Source organism: Arthrobacter sp. Soil764 (assembly GCF_001428075.1).
Classification (GTDB): Bacteria; Actinomycetota; Actinomycetes; order Actinomycetales; family Micrococcaceae; genus Arthrobacter.
The window spans coordinates 49884-71689 of record NZ_LMSI01000025.1; the positions used below are offsets into that span (position 1 = coordinate 49884).

Below are 21806 nucleotides of genomic sequence, written 5' to 3' on the forward strand. Positions count from 1 at the left end.
CATGCTGCCGGCGCTGAAACCGCAGCTACCGGCACAACTTCGCCGCCTTGCCAACGAGTGCCGGATCCTGCCAGTCCAGCCAGGTGATGCGGGGGTCGGCGCGGAACCAGGTCAGCTGACGGCGGGCGAACTGCCGGGTGGCCACGATGGTCTCCTCCGCGGCGTCTGCAACGGTCGACGTGCCGTCGACCACCCGCAGGAACTGCGCATAGCCAAGTGCGCGAGAGGCGGTTTTACCCCGCCGCAGGCCCCGGGCATCGAGCAGCCGGACTTCCTCCAGCAGGCCGGACTCCACCATCCGGTGCACCCGTGTGGCCAGCCGCTCCCGCAGGACCTCCCGGTCCACGCCCAGGCCCACCTGGACCGCCGGCTGGTAGTACTCCCGGCGGGGCATGAAGGAACTGAAGGGCCTTCCGGTCAGTTCATGGACTTCCAGGGCGCGAATAATCCGCCGGGCGTCCGAGACCCTGTCAGCGGATGCGGGATCTACTGCCCTCAACCGGTCCAGGAGCACCTGGGTGCCCAGCTGCGCGTGCTCCGCCTCCAGCCGGGCACGCAGTGTTGGTTCCGTGCCCGGGAATTCCAGGACATCCAGGGCGGCCCGCACGTACAGCCCGGAGCCGCCGGCAAGGACTGCGCGTTTGCCGCGGGAATGGATGTCCTCGATGACGTCCCGGGCCTGCTGCTGGAAGTCCGAGACGCTGGCTTCCTGCGTTACGTCCAGGATGTCCAGGAGGTGGTGCGGCACTCCCCTGCGCTCGGCCATCGTGATCTTGGCGGTGCCGATGTCCATGCCGCGGTAGAACTGCATGGCATCGGCGTTAATGACCTCGCCGTCCAGTTCCAATGCGAGGTTGACGGCAAGGTCCGATTTACCGGAGCCGGTGGGGCCGACGACGGCGATGACGGGCGGGGCAGCCACCTTCAGCGGGTGCGCAGCGGCAGCGAGGGCATGCCCAGGGAGACAGCCTTGGGTCCGGAGTCGGAACCAGGGGCAGGTGCACCGCAGGAGTCCGCCTGCGACCTGTCCCAGGCGTCCCCTGCGCGTGAGCGGCGCAGGCTGTAATCCTGGGGAGCGGGGTCGGCCACCAGGTGGAAGGCTGCGGCCTCGGTGATGGTGACGGTGACGAGGTCCCCGGGCCTGGGGGCAGGAGCGCCGTCCGGGACCGAGAAGTGCACCAGCCGCTGGTCCTGGGAGCGGCCGGACAACCGGTGGGTTTCCCCGGATTTCCGTCCGGACTGTGCGGTGACCATGACCTCGAGCCTGCGGCCGAGCTGTTTCCGGTTCTCCTCGGCAGCGATCCGGTCCTGGAGGGCGGTGAGGCGTTCGAAGCGCTCCTGCACAACAGCCTTTGGCAGCTGGTCAGGCAGGTCGGCCGCGGGCGTGCCGGGGCGCTTTGAGTATTGGAAGGTGAAGGCGGTGGCAAAGCGGGACTTTTCCACCACGTCCAGCGTCGCCTGGAAGTCCTCCTCCGTTTCGCCGGGGAACCCGACGATGATGTCGGTGGAGATGGCGGCCTGCGGAATCCTGTCCCGGACCTTGTCCAGGATGCCCAGGAACTTGGTGGACCGGTAGGAACGCTTCATGGCCTTGAGGATGCGGTCCGAACCGGATTGCAGCGGCATGTGAAGCTGTGGCATCACGTTGGGCGTCTCTGCCATGGCGTCGATGACATCATCGGTAAAGGCGGCAGGATGCGGGCTGGTGAAGCGGACGCGTTCAAGGCCCTGGATATCGCCGCAGGCGCGAAGGAGCTTGGAGAAGGCCTGCCGGTCCCCGAATTCGACACCATAGGAGTTGACGTTCTGGCCAAGGAGGGTCACTTCGATGGCGCCGTCGTCCACAAGGGCCTGGATCTCGGCGAGGATGTCACCCGGCCGGCGGTCCTTCTCCTTGCCGCGGAGCGCCGGCACGATGCAGAAGGTGCACGTGTTGTTGCACCCGACCGAGATGGACACCCAGCCGGAGTAGACGGAGTCGCGTTTTGTGGGCAGCGTGGACGGGAAGACGTCCAGGGACTCCAGGATTTCCAGCTGGGCCTCGTTGTTGTGCCGTGCACGCTCCAGGAGCGCGGGCAGGGCACCGACGTTGTGGGTGCCAAAGACTGCGTCCACCCACGGGGCCTTCTTGAGGATGGTTTCGCGGTCCTTTTGGGCCAGGCACCCACCCACGGCGATCTGCATACCGGGGTTGGCTGCCTTGACGGGGGCCAGGATGCCGAGGTTGCCGTAGAGCTTGTTGTCCGCGTTTTCCCGGACAGCGCACGTATTGAACACCACAACGTCAGCATGTTCGCCCTCTGCGGGAACATAGCCCGCATCCTCAAGCATGCCCGCCATCCGCTCCGAATCGTGCACGTTCATCTGGCAACCGAACGTGCGGACCTGGTAAGTACGCGGCTGCGCTTCGCCGGCTGGAACAGAACCGGACAGCGGGACAGCACCGGGCTCAACGGACGGGGCGCCGGAACGGGGGGAAGGAATGGTCAAACTCACCAGTTAAGGGTACCGGCTTTGGAGCATGCCGCCGTCGGGATCCTGCCGGGAATCCAGGACGTAATTGACGATCCTGAACGCCAGGGAGGGCTGGTAGCCCTTCCTTGCCAGCATGGAGGCCAACCGCCGGACAGTTTTGTCCCTTTCCGCGCGGTCGGTCAAGTCCGTTCCGGACCGGAGTTTACGCTCCACCAGCATGCGTGCAGCGGATTCCTCGTCGGCGTCGGTCAACTGCTCCAAGGCAGAAGCAGCTGTCTCCTGGTCAATGCCTTTTTCGGCGAGTTCACGCCGGAGAGCACCCTTGGCAAGCTTGCGGGACTGTGACCGGCTCCTGACCCACATGTCCGCGAACTCGGCGTCATTGATCAGGCGGACCTCCTGGAACTTGTCCAGCACCGCCTCGGCGACGTCTTCCGGGATGTTCCGCTCGGCCAGTTTCCGGGCAAGCTGAAGCCTGCTTTTAGGGGCTGCGGTGAGTTGCCGGTACACGATGGCCTGCGCCACCGTGAAGGGATCCGGTTCTGCGTCAACGGCCTGCGGATCATCTGGAAGGTTAAAGCCGTCCGGCGGCCCTGAAGAAGGGCCGCCGGTACGCTCCCGCTGTGAACGTGGTCCTGTCAAGGGTTAGAACCCGTCGACGGCTTTCAGCTTTGGCGCGTCCTTGGATTCATCCTCGGCAGGCTTTACGCCGACACCGAGCTTCTCCTTGATCAGTCGCTCCAGTTCCGCCGCGAGCTCGGGGTTGTCGCGCAGGAAACGGCGCGAGTTCTCCATGCCCTGGCCCAACTGGTCGCCGTCGTAGGTGAACCAGGAGCCGGACTTCTTGATGATGCCGTGCTCCACGCCCATGTCGATGATGCCGCCTTCGCGGGAGATGCCCTGGCCATAGATGATGTCGAATTCGGCGACCTTGAAGGGCGGGGCCATCTTGTTCTTGACGATCTTGGCCTTGGTCCGGTTGCCGACAGAGTCCGCACCTTCCTTGAGGGTCTGGATCCGCCGGACGTCGATGCGGACCGACGCGTAGAACTTCAGGGCCTTACCACCGGTGGTGGTTTCGGGGGAACCGAAGAAGACACCGATCTTTTCGCGGAGCTGGTTGATGAAGATGGCGGTGGTCTTGGTCTGGCTCAGGCGGCCGGTGATTTTACGGAGGGCCTGGCTCATGAGCCGCGCCTGGAGGCCCACGTGGCTGTCGCCCATGTCGCCTTCGATTTCAGCGCGCGGCACCAGGGCGGCGACGGAGTCGATGACAATGACGTCCAGCGAGCCGGAGCCGACCAGCATGTCCATGATCTCGAGCGCCTGCTCACCGGTGTCCGGCTGCGAGACCAGGAGGGCGTCGGTGTCCACGCCCAGCTTTGCGGCGTAATCGGGGTCCAGGGCGTGTTCGGCGTCAATGAACGCTGCGATTCCGCCGGCACGCTGGGCATTTGCCACGGCGTGCAGGGCAACGGTGGTCTTACCGGAGGACTCAGGACCATAGATTTCGATGACGCGGCCGCGCGGGAGCCCGCCAATGCCAAGGGCTACGTCCAAAGCGATGGAGCCGGTGGGAATGACTTCGATCGGGGCACGGACTTCGTCGCCCAGGCGCATGACCGAGCCCTTGCCGAACTGCTTGTCAATCTGGGCAAGCGCTGCTTCCAGCGCTTTTGCACGATCCGGGGCTGCCGCCATGGTTGACACCTCTAATGCTTTCTCGATGGTGGCCTTCGCGGCCGTTTTATTGGTCATCTCTGACGCTAATCGGACCCACTGACATTCCGGCCTGAGGACAACGGCTATGTGGATAAGCCCAACAGAAAAAGCATAGCGTTATCCGAACAGGTATTCGAAGAGTGCGGAGCGTGCGGCGTGTCAGACGCCCTAATCGCGGCGCGGGGCGATGTCCCGGCCCAGCCGCCGTTCAGCCGGCACGTCCTGGACATCGCAGACTGCCAGCCACACCTTGCGGGGGTCGACGCCTGAAGCCAGGGCCTGGTCGGCGGTGCGGCCGCCCACACTGGCAAGGACCAGGGTACTGCTCAGCACGCGGGAGTATCCCGCGCCGAACTCGTCATCCATCAGACGCCAGTACTCGCTGATTCGCATCGGTAAATCCTCTCATGATTGCGGACCCTAGAATTGTTGCCATGAGCAACTCCCCTGATCTCCCGCCGCAGCAGGCCGCCGGCGATGATGCCGCCGATACCGCACTGCAGAATGTCGAGCACCAGATCAGCCTCTTTTGGCGGCGGGCAAGGGCCATCTCCAACCAGCTTTCGCGCGAAGTCCACCCCGACATGGAGCCTGCCGCCTACGGACTGTTGACGGTGATCCGGAGGGAAGGCCCCATCCGCCTGACCGAGCTCGCCATGAACATCGGGGTGGGCAAACCGTCAGTCAGCCGGCAGATTGCCTTCCTGGAGGGCCTGGGCCTGGTGTCCAAGGAAGCGGATCCCCAGGACCGCCGCGCGCAGTCCATCCGGTTGACGCCAAAGGGCGAAGAGAAGATGCACCAGGTCCAGGACGCGAGGCGCCAGGTCTTCCAGGAGCGGCTGCGTGAGTGGCCGGTGGAGGACCTGCAGGAACTGGCCCGCTACATGGCCAAGTTGAACTCCACCTATGAGCGTGACGGGTTCCCCCGGGAAGGTGCGGGCGGATCCACGGCAGAGGAGGAATAGCCCGCAGGGCACAACGGGTAGATCAACCGCGGGTGACATGCAGGAAGCCCCCGGCATGGCCGGGGGCTTCTGCGTTCCAAGGCCCGCCTCGCGGCGGGGGCCGCCTTTAACGGGCGCCGGAGAGAAGGCCTGTGGAGAGTTCGTCGTTCAGTTCAGTGTTGAGGTCGCGTTCCAGGTCGCGGCCGTAACGCTGGGAGAATTCCTGCGGAACGGTGTCCGGAACCGCGACGCCTTCAGCTACTGCCACACGGTCGCTGACCTCACGGAGCATGCTTGACAACGGAACATCCAGTGCCGAGCAGATCGAGGACAGGAGCTCTGACGAGGCTTCCTTCTGGCCGCGCTCCACTTCGCTGAGGTACCCCAGGGAGACGCGGGCGCTGTGCGAAACTTCACGGAGCGTGCGTCCCTGACGCTGGCGGACATCGCGCAGCACATCACCGATTTCGTGACGAAGTACTACCATCTTGCGCTCCTTCTGTTCGCTCTTAGCCTGTTCGGCGAGGCCCACATCCTTCCAGCGGACAACGCCGTTTACGGATACGGGCTGCTTTACCATCTGTATCGCCTTGCTCCCTCATTGGTCAGGTCCGCCGTGGGCGAACCGTCGTGGTCATTTCATCCTAGGCGCCTCCGCTATCCGGAAGCGACACAATGTAATAACTAATCGGTACCGGCTTTTGTTCCCGTCAACTTTACGCCCGGTAACTTGGTGGCCGCCACGTGTCAGGCGGACAGTGCTTCAAGGAGCCGTTCCAGGGCCGCGGCGCAGGCCGCGCCCCTGATGTCGGGCCTGCTGCCGGTAAAGGAGTATTCGAAAGCTGCGGTTCCGGCCGCCGTGGCAATCCCAATGTAGACGCGCCCCACGGGCTTGCCGTTGTGGGCGTCCGGACCTGCCACCCCGGTTGTGGAAATTCCGACGTCGGCGCCCAGGACCGTGCGCGCGCCGGCTGCCATGGCACAGGCAACGTCCGGGTCCACGGATCCGGCACTGGCAAGGAGGTCGGCAGGGACGTGCAACACCGACTCCTTCACGGAGTTCTGATAGGCGATGACCCCGCCCTGCAGCATGCCGGAGGCACCGGGGGTATCGGCGAGGACAGCGGACACCATGCCGGCCGTCAGCGACTCCGCTGTGGCAACGGTCTGCCCGGAGTCGATTGCCTGCCGTACAGCCTGCCCGGCCAAAAGGTGCAGGTTGCTCATGCCTGGTCCGGCCCCGTCGCTGTTTCCTGCCCGGGGGCAGTCCCTGCCTGCCGTCTGCCTTTCGCCCGAAGGCGCAGTGCTTCGACCACATATTCGACGCCGGTCCACAGGGTGATGGCCACGGCGGCCATCATGACGGCGAACGCAACCCAGGACATCCACGGCGCGAAGGCCCCGAACGGCAGGAGGTAGAGGAAGATCGCCGCCGTCTGCACAACGGTCTTGAGCTTGCCGCCGCGGGAGGCGGGAATGACCCCATAGCGGATCACGAAGAAGCGCAGTGCGGTGATGCCCCATTCCCGGACGAGGATCACCAGGGTTGCCCACCAGGGCAGCTCGCCCAGCAGGGAGAGCATCACCAAGGCGGAACCGGTCAGCAGCTTGTCAGCAATGGGGTCGGCGATCTTTCCGAAGTCCGTGACGAGGTTCCGGCTCCTGGCGATGTCGCCGTCGAGCTTGTCCGTGTAGATGGCCACGGCGAATGCCGCCACGGCTGCCCAGCGCCAAGGCCCGGAGGTACTGTGCAGCCCGGGCGCGTCCGCCACGAGGAACCAGACGAAAAACGGGACCAGCGCGATGCGGATCATGGTCAGGACGTTGGGAAGGTTCCAGACCCCGGCACGGCCCTGGCCGGCGGCGGTTGCATCGGTGCTAGTCACGTTCCTAGGCTACCGGCCTAGCGCCCGGTGAGGGACCAGGCGTCTTCGGAGCCGTCGTCATCATCGCCATACCCGCCCGGAGCGGCATCGGAGCCGTCGTAATATTCGACGTTCTGCTTCCGCTTGTCGAGGTCTGCCGCCACGAGGTCTTCGGCGTAGCCGCCCTGGGCGATGTTGGCGTTGGCATTGTCGCTGAGGGCGGCGGTTTGGGAGTCCGGCGCCGCGGGGGCCTCCTGGCCCTTCATGGCGGCCAGCACGGCGGCGAGGTCGTCCGGCTTGACCAGCACATCGCGCGCTTTGGAGCCCTCGGAGGGACCCACCACGCCGCGGGACTCGAGCAGGTCCATGAGCCGGCCTGCCTTGGCGAACCCGACGCGGAGCTTGCGCTGCAGCATGGAGGTGGAACCGAACTGCGTGGTGACCACCAGTTCGGTGGCCTGCAGCAGCACCTCGAGGTCGTCCCCGATGTCGTCGTCGATCTGCTTCTTCTCCGCTTCAGGGGCAACGTCGTCACGGTAAACAGCCTGCAGCTGACCCTTGACGTGCTCCACCACCTTGTGGATTTCCGATTCGGTAACCCAGGCGCCCTGGACGCGCATGGCCTTGGAGGCGCCCATGGGCAGGAAGAGCGCGTCACCCTGGCCAATGAGCTTTTCCGCACCAGGCTGGTCCAGGACCACGCGGGAGTCGGTGACGGATGACGTGGCGAACGCCATGCGCGAGGGCACGTTGGCCTTGATGAGGCCGGTGACGACGTCCACGGACGGACGCTGTGTGGCCAGCACAAGGTGGATGCCGGCGGCACGCGCGAGCTGGGTAATGCGGACGATCGAGTCTTCGACGTCGCGGGGCGCCACCATCATCAGGTCGGCAAGCTCGTCGACGATCACCAGCAGGTAGGGGTAAGGGCGGATGACCCGCTTGGAGTCCACGGGCGGCTGGACCTTGCCGGCCCGCACCGCCTTGTTGAAGTCGTCAATGTGCTTGAAGCCGTAGTTGGCGAGGTCGTCGTAGCGCGCATCCATTTCACGCACCACCCACTGCAGGGCTTCCGCGGCCTTCTTGGGGTTGGTGATGATGGGTGTGATCAGGTGCGGGACGCCTTCGTAGGCGGTCAGTTCCACCCGCTTGGGGTCCACCATCACCATGCGCACCTCATCGGGGGTGGCGCGCATCAGGATGGAGGTGATCATCGAGTTCACGAAGGACGACTTACCGGCACCGGTGGCACCGGCCACCAGCAGGTGGGGCATCTTGGCGAGATTGGCCACCACGTAGCCACCCTCAACGTCCTTGCCCACGCCCATGACCATCGGGTGGTCCGTGCGCCGGGCGTTCTGGCTCCGCAGGACATCGCCCAGGGACACCGTCTCGCGGTCCGTGTTGGGGATTTCGATGCCGATGGCGGACTTGCCCGGGATGGGACTGAGGATACGCACATCGCTTGACGCGACGGCGTAGGAGATGTTCTTGGAAAGCGCGGTAACCCGCTCCACCTTGGTGCCCGGGGCAAGTTCGATCTCGTAGCGGGTCACAGTGGGACCGCGGCTGAAGCCCGTGACGGTGGCATCGACGTTGAACTGCTGCAGGGTGTCCGTCAGGGCAGCGACGACGGCGTCATTGGCTTCCGTGCGTTCCTTCGGGATGGAGCCCGGGGTGAGGTAGTCCGAGGCAGGGAGTGTGTAGGTGACGTCTCCGGCCAGGGACAGTTGTTCGGTGCGCTGCGGAATGGGAACGGGCGGCGGCGCGGGGGCTACAGGATTCGACGGCACGGTGGGAGCAGCGGGTGCGGCGCCTGCCTTGGCGGGAGCGGCGGCACCGGGGATGACAAGCGGGATGGCCTCGGTGGCGTTTTCTGCCGGGGGCGCCTGGGCGCCGGCACCCAGCCCCTGTGCGGCCTTGATCTTTTCGACGGCGATCTCCGCCTGGGTGGGCCGCCGCACTCCGGGCGCGGGCCGCGCAGGTTCGCGCTCGTCGTCGTCAATGACGGCGTGCTCGAAGGCCTCGTCACCCACATAGCCCTCAAGGCCGGCGTCGGACTCCTGGTCCTTGCCGAACAGCTTGCGCTTCTTCTTTTTCGGTGCCGCGGGTGCAGACCGCTCCAGGTAGCTGCGGTCGTGGGCGTCCCCGGGATGTTCCTGGTCCATCAGGTCGATGCCCATGAGGTGTTCGTAGGCTCCGCGGATCCGGCGCGGGATGGCCGTGAACGGCGTGGCGGTGATGATCAGCAATGAGACAAAGGCCAGCAGGCCGTAGAGGACCACGGGCACGGCGGCATGGATGGCGGCCAGGGGCGTGGCCGCCAGGAAGCCGAGCATGCCGCCTGCTTTGCGGAGGCCGTCGAAGCCGTCGGCAACCGTGGGCTGGCCGCCGAGGATGTGCGCCAGCCCGCAGCCGGCGAACGTCATGATCAGGAAGCCGATGCCCACCCTGTTGTTGCCCCGGCCGTCTGAGGGCTGGCGGAACAGCCGGAAGGCGCACACGAAAAGCATGAGCGGGAGCAGCAGGGAGATCCAGCCGAAGGTGCCGTTCACCACGGCGTAGACGGCGTCCGGGAACCAGCCCGTCAGGCCCCACCAGGCGAAGGTGGCGATGAAGATGCCCAGTGCCAGGTTGAACAGGGCGGCGCCGTCGCGGCGTTCCTCCGCGGGGATGTCGCTGACGTCGTGGCCGATGCGGCGCACTCCCCCGCCCACCAGGTGGCCCACTCCCAGCCATGCTCCGCCGACGACGCGCAGCAGCCAGGGCTGGTGGTGTTCGACGGCGGGAAGCTGGCGGGTGCGTGCGGTGCTGGATGAGCCGCCGCGCCCCGTCCTGCTGGCGGTGGAGCCGGTTCCGCGGCCTGTGGAGCTGCCGGCTTTGCTGCCGGAGCTCCCCCTGCCGGTACCTTTGGGCGCGGAAGTAGTACGTGTGGCCATACTGCCACGGTACCGGAAGCATGCTGTGATTCCGGGGATATCGGGGCCGCCGGCCTACCCTCCGGGCGGCAGCGTAGAACCGCCCGGGATACGCGGAAGGGCCCGGTCCATGAAGAACCGGGCCCTTCCGGGGATCCGCCGACGCGGTGCCGTCTGGTATCAGGCCTCGAGCACCACGGGAATGATCATGGGCTTGCGGCGCAGCTTGCGGTTGACCCAGGTGCCTACGACGCGGCGCACTACCTGCTGGAGCTGGTGGCTGGTGTGGTCGGCGTGGTTCTGGACCGCTTCCTCCAGTGCAGCGTTGATCTTGGGGATGATGTCGTCGAACACCGAATCATCCTCGGCAACGCCGCGGGCATGGATCTCCGGGCCGGACACCACCTTGCCGGTAGCGCGGTGGATGACCGTGATGATGGAGATGAAGCCCTCATCGCCCAGGATGCGGCGGTCCTTGAGGTCTGCGTCGGTGATCTCGCCCACGCTGGAGCCGTCCACGTAGACGAAGCCCACCTCCACCTGGCCGACAATGTCCGCCTGGTGGTCGCGGAGGTCGATGACGGTGCCGTTGTCCGCAAGGATGACGCTGGCGTCCGGGACGCCGGACTCAATGGCGATCTTGCCGTTGGCAATCAGGTGCCGGGTTTCACCGTGCACCGGCATGGCGTTGAGCGGCTCAAGGATGTTGTAGCAGTACAGCAGCTCACCGGCAGCGGCGTGCCCCGATACGTGGACCTTGGCGTTGCCCTTGTGGATCACGTCGGCGCCAAGCTTCAGGAGGCCGTTGATGATCCGGAACACCGCGTTCTCGTTGCCCGGGATGAGGCTGGAAGCCAGGATGACGGTGTCGCCGTCGCCCACCACCACCCTGTGGTCGCCGTTGGCCATCCGGGACAGGGCTGCCATCGGCTCGCCCTGTGATCCGGTGGACATAAGCACCACGCGATTGTCCGGGAGGTTGTCGATGTTCTTGATGTCCACGATCAGCCCGGCGGGGACGTCCAGGTAGCCCAGCTTCTCGGCGATGGCCATGTTGCGGACCATGGAGCGGCCCACGAAGGCCACCTTGCGGTTGTGCTTGGCCGCGGCGTCCAGGACCTGCTGCACACGGTGGACGTGGGAGGAGAAGGAGGCCACGATGATGCGCTTGGTGGCCTGGCCGAACAGCCGCTCCAGGGTGGGGCCGATTTCCTTCTCCGCGGTGGTGAATCCGGGGACGTCGGCGTTGGTGGAGTCGGACATGAAGAGGTCCACGCCCTCTTCGCCGAGCTTGGCGAAGTGCCGGAGGTCGGTGATGCGCCCGTCCAGCGGCAGCTGGTCCATCTTGAAGTCGCCGGTGTGCAGGACCGTACCGCCCGCGGTGCGGATAAACACGGCCAGGGCGTCCGGGATGGAGTGGTTCACGGCCACGAACTCGCATTCGAAGGGCCCGAACTTCTCCACCTGGCCCTCTTCCACGGTCAGCGTGTAGGGCCGGATGCGGTGCTCCTGCAGCTTCGCCTCGATCAGGGCGAGGGTCAGCTGGGACCCCACCAGGGGGATGTCGTTGCGCAGGCGCAGCAGATACGGCACGGCGCCGATGTGGTCCTCGTGGCCGTGCGTCAGGATGACGGCCACGACGTCATCCAGCCGGTCCTCGATGTACGAGAAATCGGGCAGGATCAGGTCAACACCGGGCTGGGTTTCCTCCGGAAAGAGGACGCCGCAGTCCACGATCAGCAGCTTGCCGTCGATTTCGAACACGGCCATGTTCCGGCCGATCTCCCCCAGGCCGCCAAGCGGAACAATCCGGAGCGTGCCCTGGGGCAGGCGCGGAGGGGTAACAAGGCCGGTAAGGGCAGATTGGGTCATAGTGCACTACTTTCCAGGCGGAAGGGTGCCGGTCTTAGCCTCAGGAGAAGACCAGCCCCGCTTCCGCCAAATCCCCGCGGATGGTTTCGATCTCGGTTTCGTCCGGCTCCACGAGGGGCAAACGGACAATCGAGTTGGGCAGGACTCCCTGCCATTTAAGAATCTGTTTGGCCGCCACGGCGCCCTGGACCCGTGTCATGGTTGCGCGGACCACCGGCTGCAGCTCGAAGTTGATCTTGCGGGCGGTGCCCAGGTCGTTTGCGTTGACGGCGTCGATGAGTTCGCGGAAGCGGCGGGTGGCCACGTGGGTGGTAACGCCCACCAGGCCGACGGCGCCCAGCGCCATCCAGGGAAGGGTCAGTCCGTCGTCGCCCGAGTAGAACAGGAGGTCCGTTTCCGCCATGACACGGGTGGCTGCCACAAAGTCGGCCTTGGCGTCTTTGACTGCCACGATGTTGGGGTGCTGGGCCAGCCGGATCATGGTGTCGGGTTCGATCGGGATGGAGGACCGGCCGGGAATGTCGTACAGCATGACGGGTACGTCCACGGCGGAGGCGATGGTCTCAAAGTGGGCGCGGACACCGGCCTGGCTGGGCTTGTTGTAGTAAGGGGTCACCAGGAGGAGGCCATCGACGCCGAGGGCTGCAGCCTGCTGGGAGAGGTGGACCGAGTGCGCGGTGTCGTTGGTACCGGTACCGGCGATGATGGCCGCACGGCCGCCCACGGCGTCCTTCACGGCGCGGAACATGCCAAGGTTCTCTTCGTCCGTGAGCGTGGAGGTTTCGCCGGTGGTGCCGGTGACCACCAGGCCGTCACAGCCGTCGTCGACCAGCTTGCTGGCCAGCGCTGCCGCCTGGTCGTAATCCACTGCGTCGTCCTTGGTGAACGGCGTGACCATGGCGGTCAGGAGGGTACCGAGGGCAGGGATGTGCGCGGAAGAGTCAGCCATGGAAAAAACGTTACCCTGTCCCCGGCTGGTTAGGACAATGCCACGGGCGTGACAAGCGTCAAATACGGTTCCGCCCGGACTGTCGCGCATCCGTTCCGGCATGGCAATAGCGGCCGACGGCGGCCTGCCGGAGGCCCTCAGCCCAGGAGGCGAGCCGCTGCGCAGCCCGTACATAGTGAAACAGCTCGGTGGGCGTCAGGGCGTCAAGGTCCGTCTCTGCCAGCCGGCGCGCAAGCTCCGCCCCTTCCGGCTGCGCGGCCAGGGTGACGCCTTCCCGTTCCCACTGGACGTCCTCGGCTGGGCGCCCGGAGACAAGCTGCCGGAACAGGTAGTCCACCACGCCCGGACTCATGGCCTTCAACAGCCCATCTCCCGCGTTCCCGTCGGCGGGCACCGGTGGAGGGTTGAATCCCTGCGGGGCAATGGCTTCTGACGGTGGCATCTCCATGGCCCCATGGTATTCGAACATATATTCGAACACAAGAGTGTGCTGGACTGCGCCTTCCGTGTGACAGCCACGCCTCAGGCGTATGTGAGACGATCTGGTCATGACGTCCCGCACCCCGGCCACCCGGCCCCGGAAGACCGCAAGCCGTCATCAACCGGGCCGCCTTCGGGGCGTGGATGCAGCCCGCGGCCTGGCGCTGCTGGGCATGATGGCCACCCACCTGCTGCCGACATTCGAATCGAATGCGGATCTCACGCCGACGTGGATAGGCCTCACGTTTTCCGGCCGCGCTGCCGCCCTGTTCGCCGTGCTGGCCGGGGTGGGACTTGCCCTGTCCACGGGGAAGGACAAGCCGTTGCAGGGCCCCGAACTCTCGGCGGCCCGCCGCGGCGTGGCACTCCGCGCCCTGGTGATTGCCGCCGTCGGGCTGACCCTGGGCGCCCTGGAAGTGAACGTGGCCATCATCCTGGTCCACTACGCCGTGCTGTTCCTGTGCGTCCTTCCCTTCCTGGGACTGGGCGTGAAGCGCCTGTGCGCGTGGGCCGCCGGCTGGATCCTGGTGTCGCCGGTGCTGGCCTACCTGCTGCGGCCCTGGCTCCTTGCCCCCGAGCCGCCCCTGAGGCTGGGCCACAACCCACGCTGGGAGGACCTCGGAACACCGTCCCGGCTGCTCGCCGACCTGTTCCTCACGGGCTACTACCCCGTCTTGCAGTGGCTGGCCTACCTGCTGGTGGGACTGGCCATCGGCCGGCTGCTCCTGGCCAAGGCAGTGGTGCCCGTGCTGCTGCTGGTGGGCGGAACAGTGGTGGCTGTGGTAGCCAAGACACTGGGTGTGGCGGCGATGGAGGATTGGGGCGGCCGGGCGGCGCTGGAGAAGATCCTCAACTCGCCGGGATACCCGCTGGGCAGCGTACTGCAGGTGAACCTGGCCGGACTGCCACAGGAGGGTTCGTGGTGGTGGCTTGCATCGGCCGCACCGCATTCCGGCACCCCGCTTGACCTGCTGCATACCTCGGCCGTGGCGGCGGCCGTCATCGGTGCGTGCCTGCTCCTGGAGCGCCTCGCAGAATGGGTGGACCTGGACCTGCTGCTGCCGTTGCGGGGCCCCGGTGCCATGACGCTGACCCTGTACACCGTCCATGTCTGGGTGGTCTCCGGCTTCTACCTCAAACCCATGCCGGCAGGCTGGACCCAGGACGGGATGTACTTTGCCCACGCCGCCCTTGCCATCGGTGTGGGCATCGTGTTCGCGCGGCTGATGTGGCGGGGCCCGCTGGAATGGGTGGGCCATGGGGCAAGCCTGGTGGGGCGTGGCGGCTTTAAGGCCCTGGCCTGAACCCCAGGGGTTGCACACGGGGCTGCGCGAGGAGCTTCGCATCACATGAAAAGGAACCCGCGGCCGGCCACTGGATGGCGCCGCGGGTTTCCTTCCGGACAGTTAAGTTGCGCCCCGGGCTATTGCGGGGTCAGCGTGAAGGTTGCCGTCTTGTCGCCGTAGTCATCGTTCACCACCACCTGGACCGGGCCCTTCTTCACGTCGAACGCAATGACACCTTCGCGGACATCGCCGGCGCCGACCTCATCGGTGGGCAGGGCTCCCAGTCCCTCATCCAGGTAGACCAGTTCACCCTCTTTCCCGTCGGCATCGTAGACCGTGAAATTCGATGGGCTGGAGAAGCTGCTGCCGGTCAGCGTCTCCCAGGAAACCTGTACCGCCAGGAAGCCGCCATTCTTCGGTTCAAGATAAGTCATGTCCGGTATCTCGGTGGTGTAAATGGAGTCGAGAACGCCGATCTTCACAGTGTTGCCTTCGGACACCGTGGCCACGAAGGAGTTCGCACCGGCCCCGGTCGCATTGGACGGGGATGTCCCATTTGACGGTGCGGTCCCATTTGAGGGTGCGGTCCCATTTGAGGGTGCGGGTGCGGCTTGGGAAGCCGAAGGAAGGTCCGGTGGAACGGGGATGTTCCGGCCGCTAACCGCAGCAGTAATCATGGCCACGGACATAATGGCCAGCACAACCCCGGTAATGATGCTCACCAGCCAAACGACACCGGTGATGATCCAGGCCTTCTTCTTGTTCTCCGGATAGCCGTCCAGGGGTCGCCCGTCTTTATCCCTGGTGTTCCCGGTCAAGGTCATGATCAGGTCCACAATGGACCAGATACCCAGGCCCCCAGCAGTCAGCAGCTTGGCAACACCCGAGCCGATCTTGCCAAGGTAGAAGCGGTCGGCGCCAAAGGTGCCCAGGAGCAGGGACAGGATCCAGGTGGTCACGAAGGACTTGCGGGGCCGGTCGGAGTATGGACCCTGCCCATAGGATCCTGGCTGGTATTTCCCCTGGGGGCCTGCCGGGTACCGCCCCTCGAAGGAGGGCTGCCCTTCAAAGCTGGACGGCGCTGGGGGAATCGGCGGCGCCGACGGTCCGCCCTGGGGCGCGTGGGGGTAGTTCGGGTGGCTCATTGGTCGTCCTTTGTAAAGGTGTGCAGGTGCGCAAGTGGGGTTCAAGGGACGACCGTGGCGGAATAACCGCCAACCCCATGTCCGCCCCCCAAGCCGGAAAATGTTGCACAACGAACCTACCGCGTGCGGCAGGGAGGTGCGATGGGCAGAAATACCCATCGCAGAAAGTGAGCGGCCGCCGGCAACCGCCACTGATGTTGATGCCTCCCCCGCAGCAGGGGGTTAGACCGTGCGCGGGGTTAGCGCGGCTGGGACGCCGCGGTGAAGAGCTTCACGGCGTCACGCATGGAAGAACGCGCGCGCTTGCGGTCCCCGGCCGCGTCATAGGCACAGCTCAGCCGGAACCAGGATCGCCAGTCACCAGGAGCAGCCTCAGCTTCAGCCCTGTACTTTTCGAACTCCGCGTCGGCAGCGGCGCGGACGATCCTGCCGCCGGGCGTGCGGGGAAGTTCATCGACGGGCAGCCCGCCCTCGGCTTCCAGGACCTTTGCCATCTGCTCCGTCCGGGCACCGAACATCAGCTCGCGGATCAAGGCCCACGCGCCGACGATGGGCAGCACCAGGTAGGCAGCGCCGATGGCCTTGGCCGTCAGGTTGCTGTCCGCCAGCAGCAGGAGGGAACGCTGGAAGGACACCACCAGGTAGAAGACCAGTAGCAGGGTCACCGCTCCCACCCAGATCTTGGTGCGGTTCTTCCGGAAGCCGGCTGCGAAAGCGTTCACGGCCTAGAGACCCAGGTCCAGGTAGCCGTCCAGGCCCACGGTCAGGCCGGGGTGTGCGGCGACGTTGCGGACGCCCAGGAGCACGCCCGGCATGAACGACGCGCGGTCGAAGGAATCATGGCGGAGGGTCAACTGCTCGCCGGACCCGCCGAGCAGGACTTCCTGGTGTGCCACGAGGCCGCGGAGCCGGACGCTGTGGACGCGGACACCGTCCACGTCGCAGCCGCGCGCGCCGGCACGTTCGGTGGTGGTGGCATCGGGGCTGGGCGGCACCTGGGCGGCCGCGCGTTCAGCGGCAATGAGTTCTGCCGTGCGGACGGCGGTGCCGGAAGGGGCATCCACCTTGTCCGGATGGTGGAGTTCGATGATTTCCACGGATTCGAAGTACTTGGACGCCTTCGCGGCGAAGGCGGAGGCCAGCACCGAGCCCAGGGCAAAGTTCGGCGCGATGAGTACGCCCGTCTCCGGGTGCCCGGCCAGGAGGGATTCCAGCGCGGACAGGCGGCCGGCGTCCCAGCCGGTGGTGCCCACCACGGCGTGGATTCCATGCTCAACGGCGAAGCGCACGTTGGCTTCGGTGCTTTCGGGGACTGTCAGGTCCACCAGGTACTGGGCACCGGAGGCGGTCAGCTGCTCCAATGAGTCACCCCGTCCCAGGGCTGCGACGAGCTTCATGTCGGGCGCGGCATCAATGGCCTTGACGGCCTCGGCGCCCATGCGTCCGTTGGCACCAAGGACGGCCACCAGCTTGGAAACGGAGTGTTGTTCGGTCATGGCGTTAACCCTACCGGCGGGACAGGATGGTGCAGGAACCGGGCAGCGTGCGTTACCTCGCAGTTGGGGCATCCAGCGGGCGCATTGAGCGGCGCCTGGCCCAGGACGGCATCAGCCGCCGGCGCCGACCCATTCCACGGTGCCGTCCGCGAAGAACTGTTCCTTCCAGATGGGCACCTGTTCCTTGATCCGGTCCACCAGTTCGGAGCAGACCGCAAAGGCCTGCCCGCGGTGCGCAGCGGATACTGCGCACACCAGCGCCGGGTCCCCGATCTCCAACGTCCCGATCCGGTGTGCGGCCCAGATCCGGACCGGCTGGCCGGCCTTGCCCCCGGAAGTCTCCCCGGCAGCCTCCTCCCCCACTGCGTTCTGCTCGGCAACCAGCCGGGCGACGACGTCGGCCATCACCTGGTGCGCCGTGGGGTGCGCACTGTAGCTGAGGCGCTCCACGGCCTTGCCGCCGTCGTGGTTGCGCACCACGCCGCTGAAGCTGACCACCGCACCGGCGGTATCGCTTTCCACCGCGGCAATCGCCTGGTCCACGGAGATGGGCTCCGCGCTCAGGACTGCCCGCACTACCTCGAATGCTGCGTCAGTGCCCATGTCCGCCCTCCAACTGGTCGCAAAGGTGCCCGATCACCGGGTCCAGGACGCTGAGCCCGTCCATGACCCCTTTCGGTGACCCGGGCAGGTTCACAATAAAGGTCCGGCCCGCGGCGCCGGCGTAGCCCCTGCTCAGGGCCGCCAGCGGGGTCTTGGCAGCGCCGGCCCGCCTGATCGCTTCCATGATGCCGGGGATTTCCCGGTCCAGCAGCGGCAGGGTGACATCGGGCGTGCGGTCGTCCGGGCTGAGGCCGGTGCCGCCGCTGGTAATGACGACGGCGGGACGCTGGGTGAGGAGGGCCCTGATGGCAGCGCCCACGGGATCACCGTCGGGGACCACCATGGCAGGGAAGACGTCGAAGCCGTGTTCCGTGAGCCAGTCGGTGATCACGGGACCGGTTTCGTCGTCGTAGATGCCGGCCGCGGCGCGGGTGGAGGCGATCACGACGCCGGCCTTCCGCCCCTGCACGTCGCCGTGGCGGTGGGGTTCGGAGACGTCCATGACGTTGGGGTTGGTCACAGTGCCCAGTCTCCGCTCTTGCCGCCGCTCTTGGCCAGCACCTTGATTTCCGTCAGGACGGCATGCTTGTCCACCGCCTTGATCATGTCGTAGACACTAAGGGCTGCCACTGACACTGCGGTCAGGGCCTCCATCTCCACGCCGGTGACACCCCGGGTCTTCACGGTGGAGCTGATGGTCACGGCGTCAGTGCCGAGGTCGAAGTCAACGGTGACTTTTGAGAGGGGCAGCGGGTGGCAGAGCGGAATCAGGTCCGGCGTCTTCTTGGCGCCCATGATGCCTGCCACGCGGGCCACGGCCAGGGCATCGCCCTTGGGGAGGCCGCCAGTGCCCAGGAGCTGCATCACCTCGGTGGTGGTCCTGACGGTGGCGGTGGCCGTAGCTTCCCGGGTGGTCTCGGCTTTGGCGGAGACATCCACCATCTGGGCGCTGCCGTCCTGGCGCAGGTGCGTCAGTGCGGGGGTATGTTCTGCGTTCACAGCATCCATACTTCCACCTCGTCGCCGCCGGCGAGTTCCGTTACACCGGAAGGAACGTGGACCAGGACGTTCGATCCGGCGAGGGCGTGCATCAGGTGCGAGCTCTCGCCGCCCTCCAGCCGAACGGTTCCGTCCGGCTGCAGGCTGCCGCGCCGGACCTGGTGCTTGTGCCGGGGCGAGGTGAGTTTCCCGCCCGCCCCTCCAAGGTCGAGGCGGGCGCGCAGCGGCAGCCTTCGGGCCGGCGCCCCAAGCAATTCCGACAGTGCGGGGCGGAGGAACATCTCGAAGGACACCAGGCAGCTGACCGGATTGCCGGGAAACCCAACGAAGGGGACACCGTCGAACGTTCCCAGTCCCTGGGGCCCGCCCGGCTGCATGGCCACGTGCAGGAAGTCCACCGGCTGGTCCGCCATTGCCTGCCGAACCACTTCGTAGGCCCCCTTGCTGACCCCGCCGGTGGTGACGATCAGGTCGGCGTCCCGGCCTTCGGTCCGCAGCAGCGCCTGGAGTTCGGCCGGGTTGTCGGTTGAAATGCCGGTGCGCCGGACTGCCAGGCCCGCCTGTTTCATGGCGGCTTCCAGGAGTGTTCCGTTGGAGTCGTAGATCTTGCCGGGCGGGAGCGGCAGGCCGGGTTCCACCACCTCGTCCCCCGTGGTGACCAGCAGGACGGTCACCACCTTGTACACTGCCACCTCCGGCAGGCCCAGGGCGGCGAGCAGCCCCAACTGGGCCGGCCCCAGGCACGTCCCGGCGGCCAGGGCACGCTCCCCTGCCCTGATGTCGCTGCCCGGGAAGCGCACGAACGTTCCGGGTGCGGTAGCCGGCAGCATTACTGTCTGCCCGTCAACGGATGCCAGGAAGTGGTCCGGCACCGCCTTTTCAATAGGCACGACGGCGTCGGCCCCCGCCGGGATCATGGCACCGGTCATGATGGGCGCCGCAGTGCCCGGCTCGAGCGGCTGCGGACTTGACCCGGCGGGAACCGGGGACATGATGCCCAGGTCAGCGCCGGCGTCGGGAATGTCCGCAGAACGGACGGCGTACCCGTCCATCTGGGAATTGGCGAAGGGGGGAAGGCTGATCGGCGCGGCGACGTCGCCCACCAGGCCGCGGCCCAGTGCCTGGCTGAGTGGCAGGGTTTCGATGCGGTCCGTTGTCCGGAGCGGCCGGAGAAGTTCGACGACGGCGGCTGCATGCTCAGCGACGGACCGGGCGTGCTCCGCTGCGTGGTGGGCGGGGCCCTGCGTGGTGTGGCTGGTCATGGGTGCGCCTTTGGTCTGGGCCGTCAGGTGGTCTGGTCCTCAGGTGGGCCGAGGCCGTCAGGATTTCACGTCCACTCTAACGGTGTGGAATCCGGTGGCTCCGTCGGGCGCCGGTGGGCGTGCGGTTTCGTCCTGGAGTTCACCCGCGTGGTTGGTGGCGCGCACCTGGACCTCGTACTGCCCCGGGGTGAGGTCCACGTCCAGCTTCCACTGGTACCAGGTGTCGGCGGAGATCCCCGTGGCGAGATCCGCTTCCCGCCACGGTCCGCGGTTGATCCGCAGTTCCACCTTCCGGATGCCGGTGTGCTGGGCCCAGGCGACTCCGGCGAAAACAACCGTTCCCGCATTGACCGGGCGGCCGCTGCGGGGGACGTCAATGCGGGACGACGTCTTGATGGGCCCGCGCTCGGACCAGCCACGCGGAGTCCAGTACCCGGCGTCGTCGGCGAACCGGGTGAGTTTGAGTTCGGTGACCCATTTGGTGGCCGAGACATAGCCATACAGGCCCGGAACCACCAGGCGGACCGGGAAGCCGTGCTCCAGCGGCAGCGGTTCACCGTTCATGCCCACAGCCAGCAGGGCATCCCGGTTATCGGTGAGGACCTCCAGCGGCGTCCCGGCGGTCCAGCCGTCGGCGCTGCGGGAGAGGACCATGTCGGCGTCCGGCTGGGGACCGGCCAGGGCCAGCAGTTCCCGGACTGGCCAGCCCAGCCAACGGGCATTTCCGATCAGGTCACCGCCCACGCCGTTGGAGACGCAGGCGATGGTGATGTGCCGTTCGGTCAGCGGCTTGGCCAGGAGGTCCGCGTAGGAGAGCTGGACTTCCCGGGCTACCTTGCCGGTCACTTTCAGGACCCAGCTATCCGGGTTCACCGCCGGGACGGACAGCGCGGTGTCGATCCGGTAGAAGTCCCGGTTAGGGGTTACCAGCGGTGTCGTCCCTGCAACACCCGACTCCGCAGCAGCAGGCACGGGCTTTGCCGGTGACGCCGCTGCGGGAAGGGTGATCCGTGCCCGGGCCTCCGTGACCGCCATGGTGGCCCCGCGCCAGATTCCCGCCAGTACTCCTCCCGCCGCAGAAGCCGCTGCGGTAACACCGAGGAACTGGAAGAAGCTGCGGCGGGATTGGGCGGCCACGGGGCCGGCCGTGGTTCCGGCAGCGGCAGCAGGCTGGCTCGCAGTTGGGTGGACGGGCATGGACACGTCCCACGCGTGCAGCCTTGGCACCAGGACGCGCAACAGCACGACGGCGGCGCCCGCGGCCAGGAGCGGCGGGATGAGTGACATGGGGGTCATCTGGGAACGCGTCAGGACGGCGGCAGCTCCGGCGAGTCCGAAGATTCCCATCACGGCAGCACCGGTGAACCGCCGCCGGTACTCAAGGACTCCGGCCAGCGCGGCCAGGGCAGCGATGACCAGCGCCATTCCCACCAGGAGGGCCGCCTTGTCTGCCGTGCCGAAGACGGAGATCGCCCAGTCCTTGACGCCGGGAGGGACGGCGTCGATGACGGCGCCGCCCACGGCTGTCAACGGTGACAGGGATGGGCTGAGGACCCCCGCGGCCAACTCCCCCACTGCCACGCCGGCTCCTGCCGCGGCTATCCCGGCAGCCGCAGCCCAACCACCCCTGGCGCGTGGGACTGCCTGCATCGGGACGGGACTCTCCACGCGCTCCCCAAGGCCGGCGCCGTCGTCGTCCGCCGTGTGCCGGCGCTGGGAACTCTCCACACCTTCCAGCATAGGTTTGCCAAGGGTCGCCTGCGGCGGTGCGCCCATATATCTTGCCCAGC

The 21806-nt window shown here is 66.6% G+C and carries 22 protein-coding genes; 2 read left to right on the top strand and 20 right to left on the bottom strand.

Translation table 11 applies throughout. The annotated features are described in order from the left end of the window. Positions 1-25: 25 nt before the first annotated feature. From miaA to ASG86_RS19250, 5 genes are all read right to left on the bottom strand, one after another. On the bottom strand, positions 26-922 hold the full coding sequence (gene miaA / locus ASG86_RS19230) for a tRNA (adenosine(37)-N6)-dimethylallyltransferase MiaA (protein WP_056338325.1): 897 nt from the start codon (positions 920-922) through the stop codon (positions 26-28). A gap of 2 nt (positions 923-924) precedes the next feature. Next, positions 925-2496 (bottom strand): tRNA (N6-isopentenyl adenosine(37)-C2)-methylthiotransferase MiaB, encoded by a 1572-nt coding sequence (gene miaB / locus ASG86_RS19235; RefSeq protein ID WP_082566863.1) that lies wholly within the window; start codon positions 2494-2496, stop codon positions 925-927. A 3-nt stretch (positions 2497-2499) separates the two neighbouring features. Then, complete coding sequence (locus tag ASG86_RS19240; RefSeq protein WP_156386243.1) at positions 2500-3000, bottom strand: regulatory protein RecX; 501 nt, start codon at positions 2998-3000, stop codon at positions 2500-2502. 120 nt (positions 3001-3120) lie between these two features. After that, positions 3121-4176 (bottom strand): recombinase RecA, encoded by a 1056-nt coding sequence (recA, locus tag ASG86_RS19245; protein ID WP_056338727.1) that lies wholly within the window; start codon positions 4174-4176, stop codon positions 3121-3123. A 189-nt stretch (positions 4177-4365) separates the two neighbouring features. Beyond that, positions 4366-4590: a DUF3046 domain-containing protein gene (locus ASG86_RS19250; protein WP_056338330.1), complete on the bottom strand. Its 225-nt coding sequence runs from the start codon at positions 4588-4590 to the stop codon at positions 4366-4368. Positions 4591-4631: 41 nt separating this feature from the next. Here ASG86_RS19250 and ASG86_RS19255 point away from each other — a divergent pair, with 41 nt between their 5' ends. Beyond that, positions 4632-5162 carry a MarR family winged helix-turn-helix transcriptional regulator gene (locus tag ASG86_RS19255; RefSeq protein WP_056338333.1) on the top strand — a complete coding sequence of 177 codons (531 nt, stop codon included), beginning with the start codon at positions 4632-4634 and terminating at the stop codon, positions 5160-5162. A 106-nt stretch (positions 5163-5268) separates the two neighbouring features. Here ASG86_RS19255 and ASG86_RS19260 read toward each other — a convergent pair whose 3' ends face one another. The 7 genes from ASG86_RS19260 to ASG86_RS19290 all read right to left on the bottom strand — a co-directional run bounded on the left by ASG86_RS19260 (position 5269) and on the right by ASG86_RS19290 (position 13193). Then, the gene (locus tag ASG86_RS19260; protein ID WP_018771597.1) at positions 5269-5721 is read right to left on the bottom strand and encodes a helix-turn-helix domain-containing protein; all 453 of its coding nucleotides are present in this window, start codon (positions 5719-5721) and stop codon (positions 5269-5271) included. 167 nt (positions 5722-5888) lie between these two features. Then, positions 5889-6368, bottom strand: coding sequence for a CinA family protein (locus ASG86_RS19265; RefSeq protein WP_056338336.1), 480 nt, complete (start codon positions 6366-6368; stop codon positions 5889-5891). Next, positions 6365-7027 carry a CDP-diacylglycerol--glycerol-3-phosphate 3-phosphatidyltransferase gene (pgsA, locus tag ASG86_RS19270; protein ID WP_056338339.1) on the bottom strand — a complete coding sequence of 221 codons (663 nt, stop codon included), beginning with the start codon at positions 7025-7027 and terminating at the stop codon, positions 6365-6367. The genes ASG86_RS19265 and pgsA overlap by 4 nt, the downstream gene beginning before the upstream one ends. A gap of 17 nt (positions 7028-7044) precedes the next feature. Next, positions 7045-9945, bottom strand: a complete 2901-nt coding sequence (locus tag ASG86_RS19275; protein ID WP_056338343.1) for an FtsK/SpoIIIE family DNA translocase — start codon at positions 9943-9945, stop codon at positions 7045-7047. A gap of 159 nt (positions 9946-10104) precedes the next feature. After that, complete coding sequence (locus ASG86_RS19280; protein ID WP_056338346.1) at positions 10105-11796, bottom strand: ribonuclease J; 1692 nt, start codon at positions 11794-11796, stop codon at positions 10105-10107. A gap of 40 nt (positions 11797-11836) precedes the next feature. Further along, on the bottom strand, positions 11837-12745 hold the full coding sequence (dapA, locus tag ASG86_RS19285; protein ID WP_056338349.1) for a 4-hydroxy-tetrahydrodipicolinate synthase: 909 nt from the start codon (positions 12743-12745) through the stop codon (positions 11837-11839). A gap of 58 nt (positions 12746-12803) precedes the next feature. Beyond that, positions 12804-13193 (bottom strand): hypothetical protein, encoded by a 390-nt coding sequence (locus tag ASG86_RS19290; RefSeq protein WP_235565239.1) that lies wholly within the window; start codon positions 13191-13193, stop codon positions 12804-12806. A 100-nt stretch (positions 13194-13293) separates the two neighbouring features. On the opposite strand from ASG86_RS19290, the gene ASG86_RS19295 reads away from it, so the two are divergent. After that, positions 13294-14529 (top strand): heparan-alpha-glucosaminide N-acetyltransferase domain-containing protein, encoded by a 1236-nt coding sequence (locus ASG86_RS19295; protein WP_056338351.1) that lies wholly within the window; start codon positions 13294-13296, stop codon positions 14527-14529. Positions 14530-14648: 119 nt separating this feature from the next. On the opposite strand, the gene ASG86_RS19300 is transcribed toward ASG86_RS19295, so the two are convergent. The 8 genes from ASG86_RS19300 to ASG86_RS19335 all read right to left on the bottom strand — a co-directional run bounded on the left by ASG86_RS19300 (position 14649) and on the right by ASG86_RS19335 (position 21666). Beyond that, a complete protein-coding gene (locus ASG86_RS19300; RefSeq protein WP_056338354.1) occupies positions 14649-15656 on the bottom strand; it encodes a TM2 domain-containing protein in 1008 nt (335 codons plus the stop codon). A 239-nt stretch (positions 15657-15895) separates the two neighbouring features. Then, the gene (locus ASG86_RS19305; RefSeq protein WP_056338357.1) at positions 15896-16378 is read right to left on the bottom strand and encodes a hypothetical protein; all 483 of its coding nucleotides are present in this window, start codon (positions 16376-16378) and stop codon (positions 15896-15898) included. Between the two features lie 3 nt (positions 16379-16381). Then, a complete protein-coding gene (gene dapB, locus ASG86_RS19310) occupies positions 16382-17152 on the bottom strand; it encodes a 4-hydroxy-tetrahydrodipicolinate reductase (protein WP_056338360.1) in 771 nt (256 codons plus the stop codon). Positions 17153-17263: 111 nt separating this feature from the next. Continuing rightward, positions 17264-17755, bottom strand: coding sequence for a molybdenum cofactor biosynthesis protein MoaE (locus ASG86_RS19315; protein ID WP_056338363.1), 492 nt, complete (start codon positions 17753-17755; stop codon positions 17264-17266). After that, positions 17745-18257 (bottom strand): MogA/MoaB family molybdenum cofactor biosynthesis protein, encoded by a 513-nt coding sequence (locus ASG86_RS19320; RefSeq protein WP_056338734.1) that lies wholly within the window; start codon positions 18255-18257, stop codon positions 17745-17747. Before ASG86_RS19320 ends, ASG86_RS19315 begins: the two co-directional genes overlap by 11 nt. 14 nt (positions 18258-18271) lie before the next feature. Further along, complete coding sequence (gene moaC, locus ASG86_RS19325; RefSeq protein WP_056338365.1) at positions 18272-18763, bottom strand: cyclic pyranopterin monophosphate synthase MoaC; 492 nt, start codon at positions 18761-18763, stop codon at positions 18272-18274. Continuing rightward, positions 18751-20016 carry a molybdopterin molybdotransferase MoeA gene (locus ASG86_RS19330; protein ID WP_056338368.1) on the bottom strand — a complete coding sequence of 422 codons (1266 nt, stop codon included), beginning with the start codon at positions 20014-20016 and terminating at the stop codon, positions 18751-18753. The genes moaC and ASG86_RS19330 overlap by 13 nt, the downstream gene beginning before the upstream one ends. Positions 20017-20073: 57 nt before the next feature. Continuing rightward, positions 20074-21666 carry a molybdopterin-dependent oxidoreductase gene (locus ASG86_RS19335; RefSeq protein WP_056338738.1) on the bottom strand — a complete coding sequence of 531 codons (1593 nt, stop codon included), beginning with the start codon at positions 21664-21666 and terminating at the stop codon, positions 20074-20076. Positions 21667-21806 lie beyond the last annotated feature (140 nt).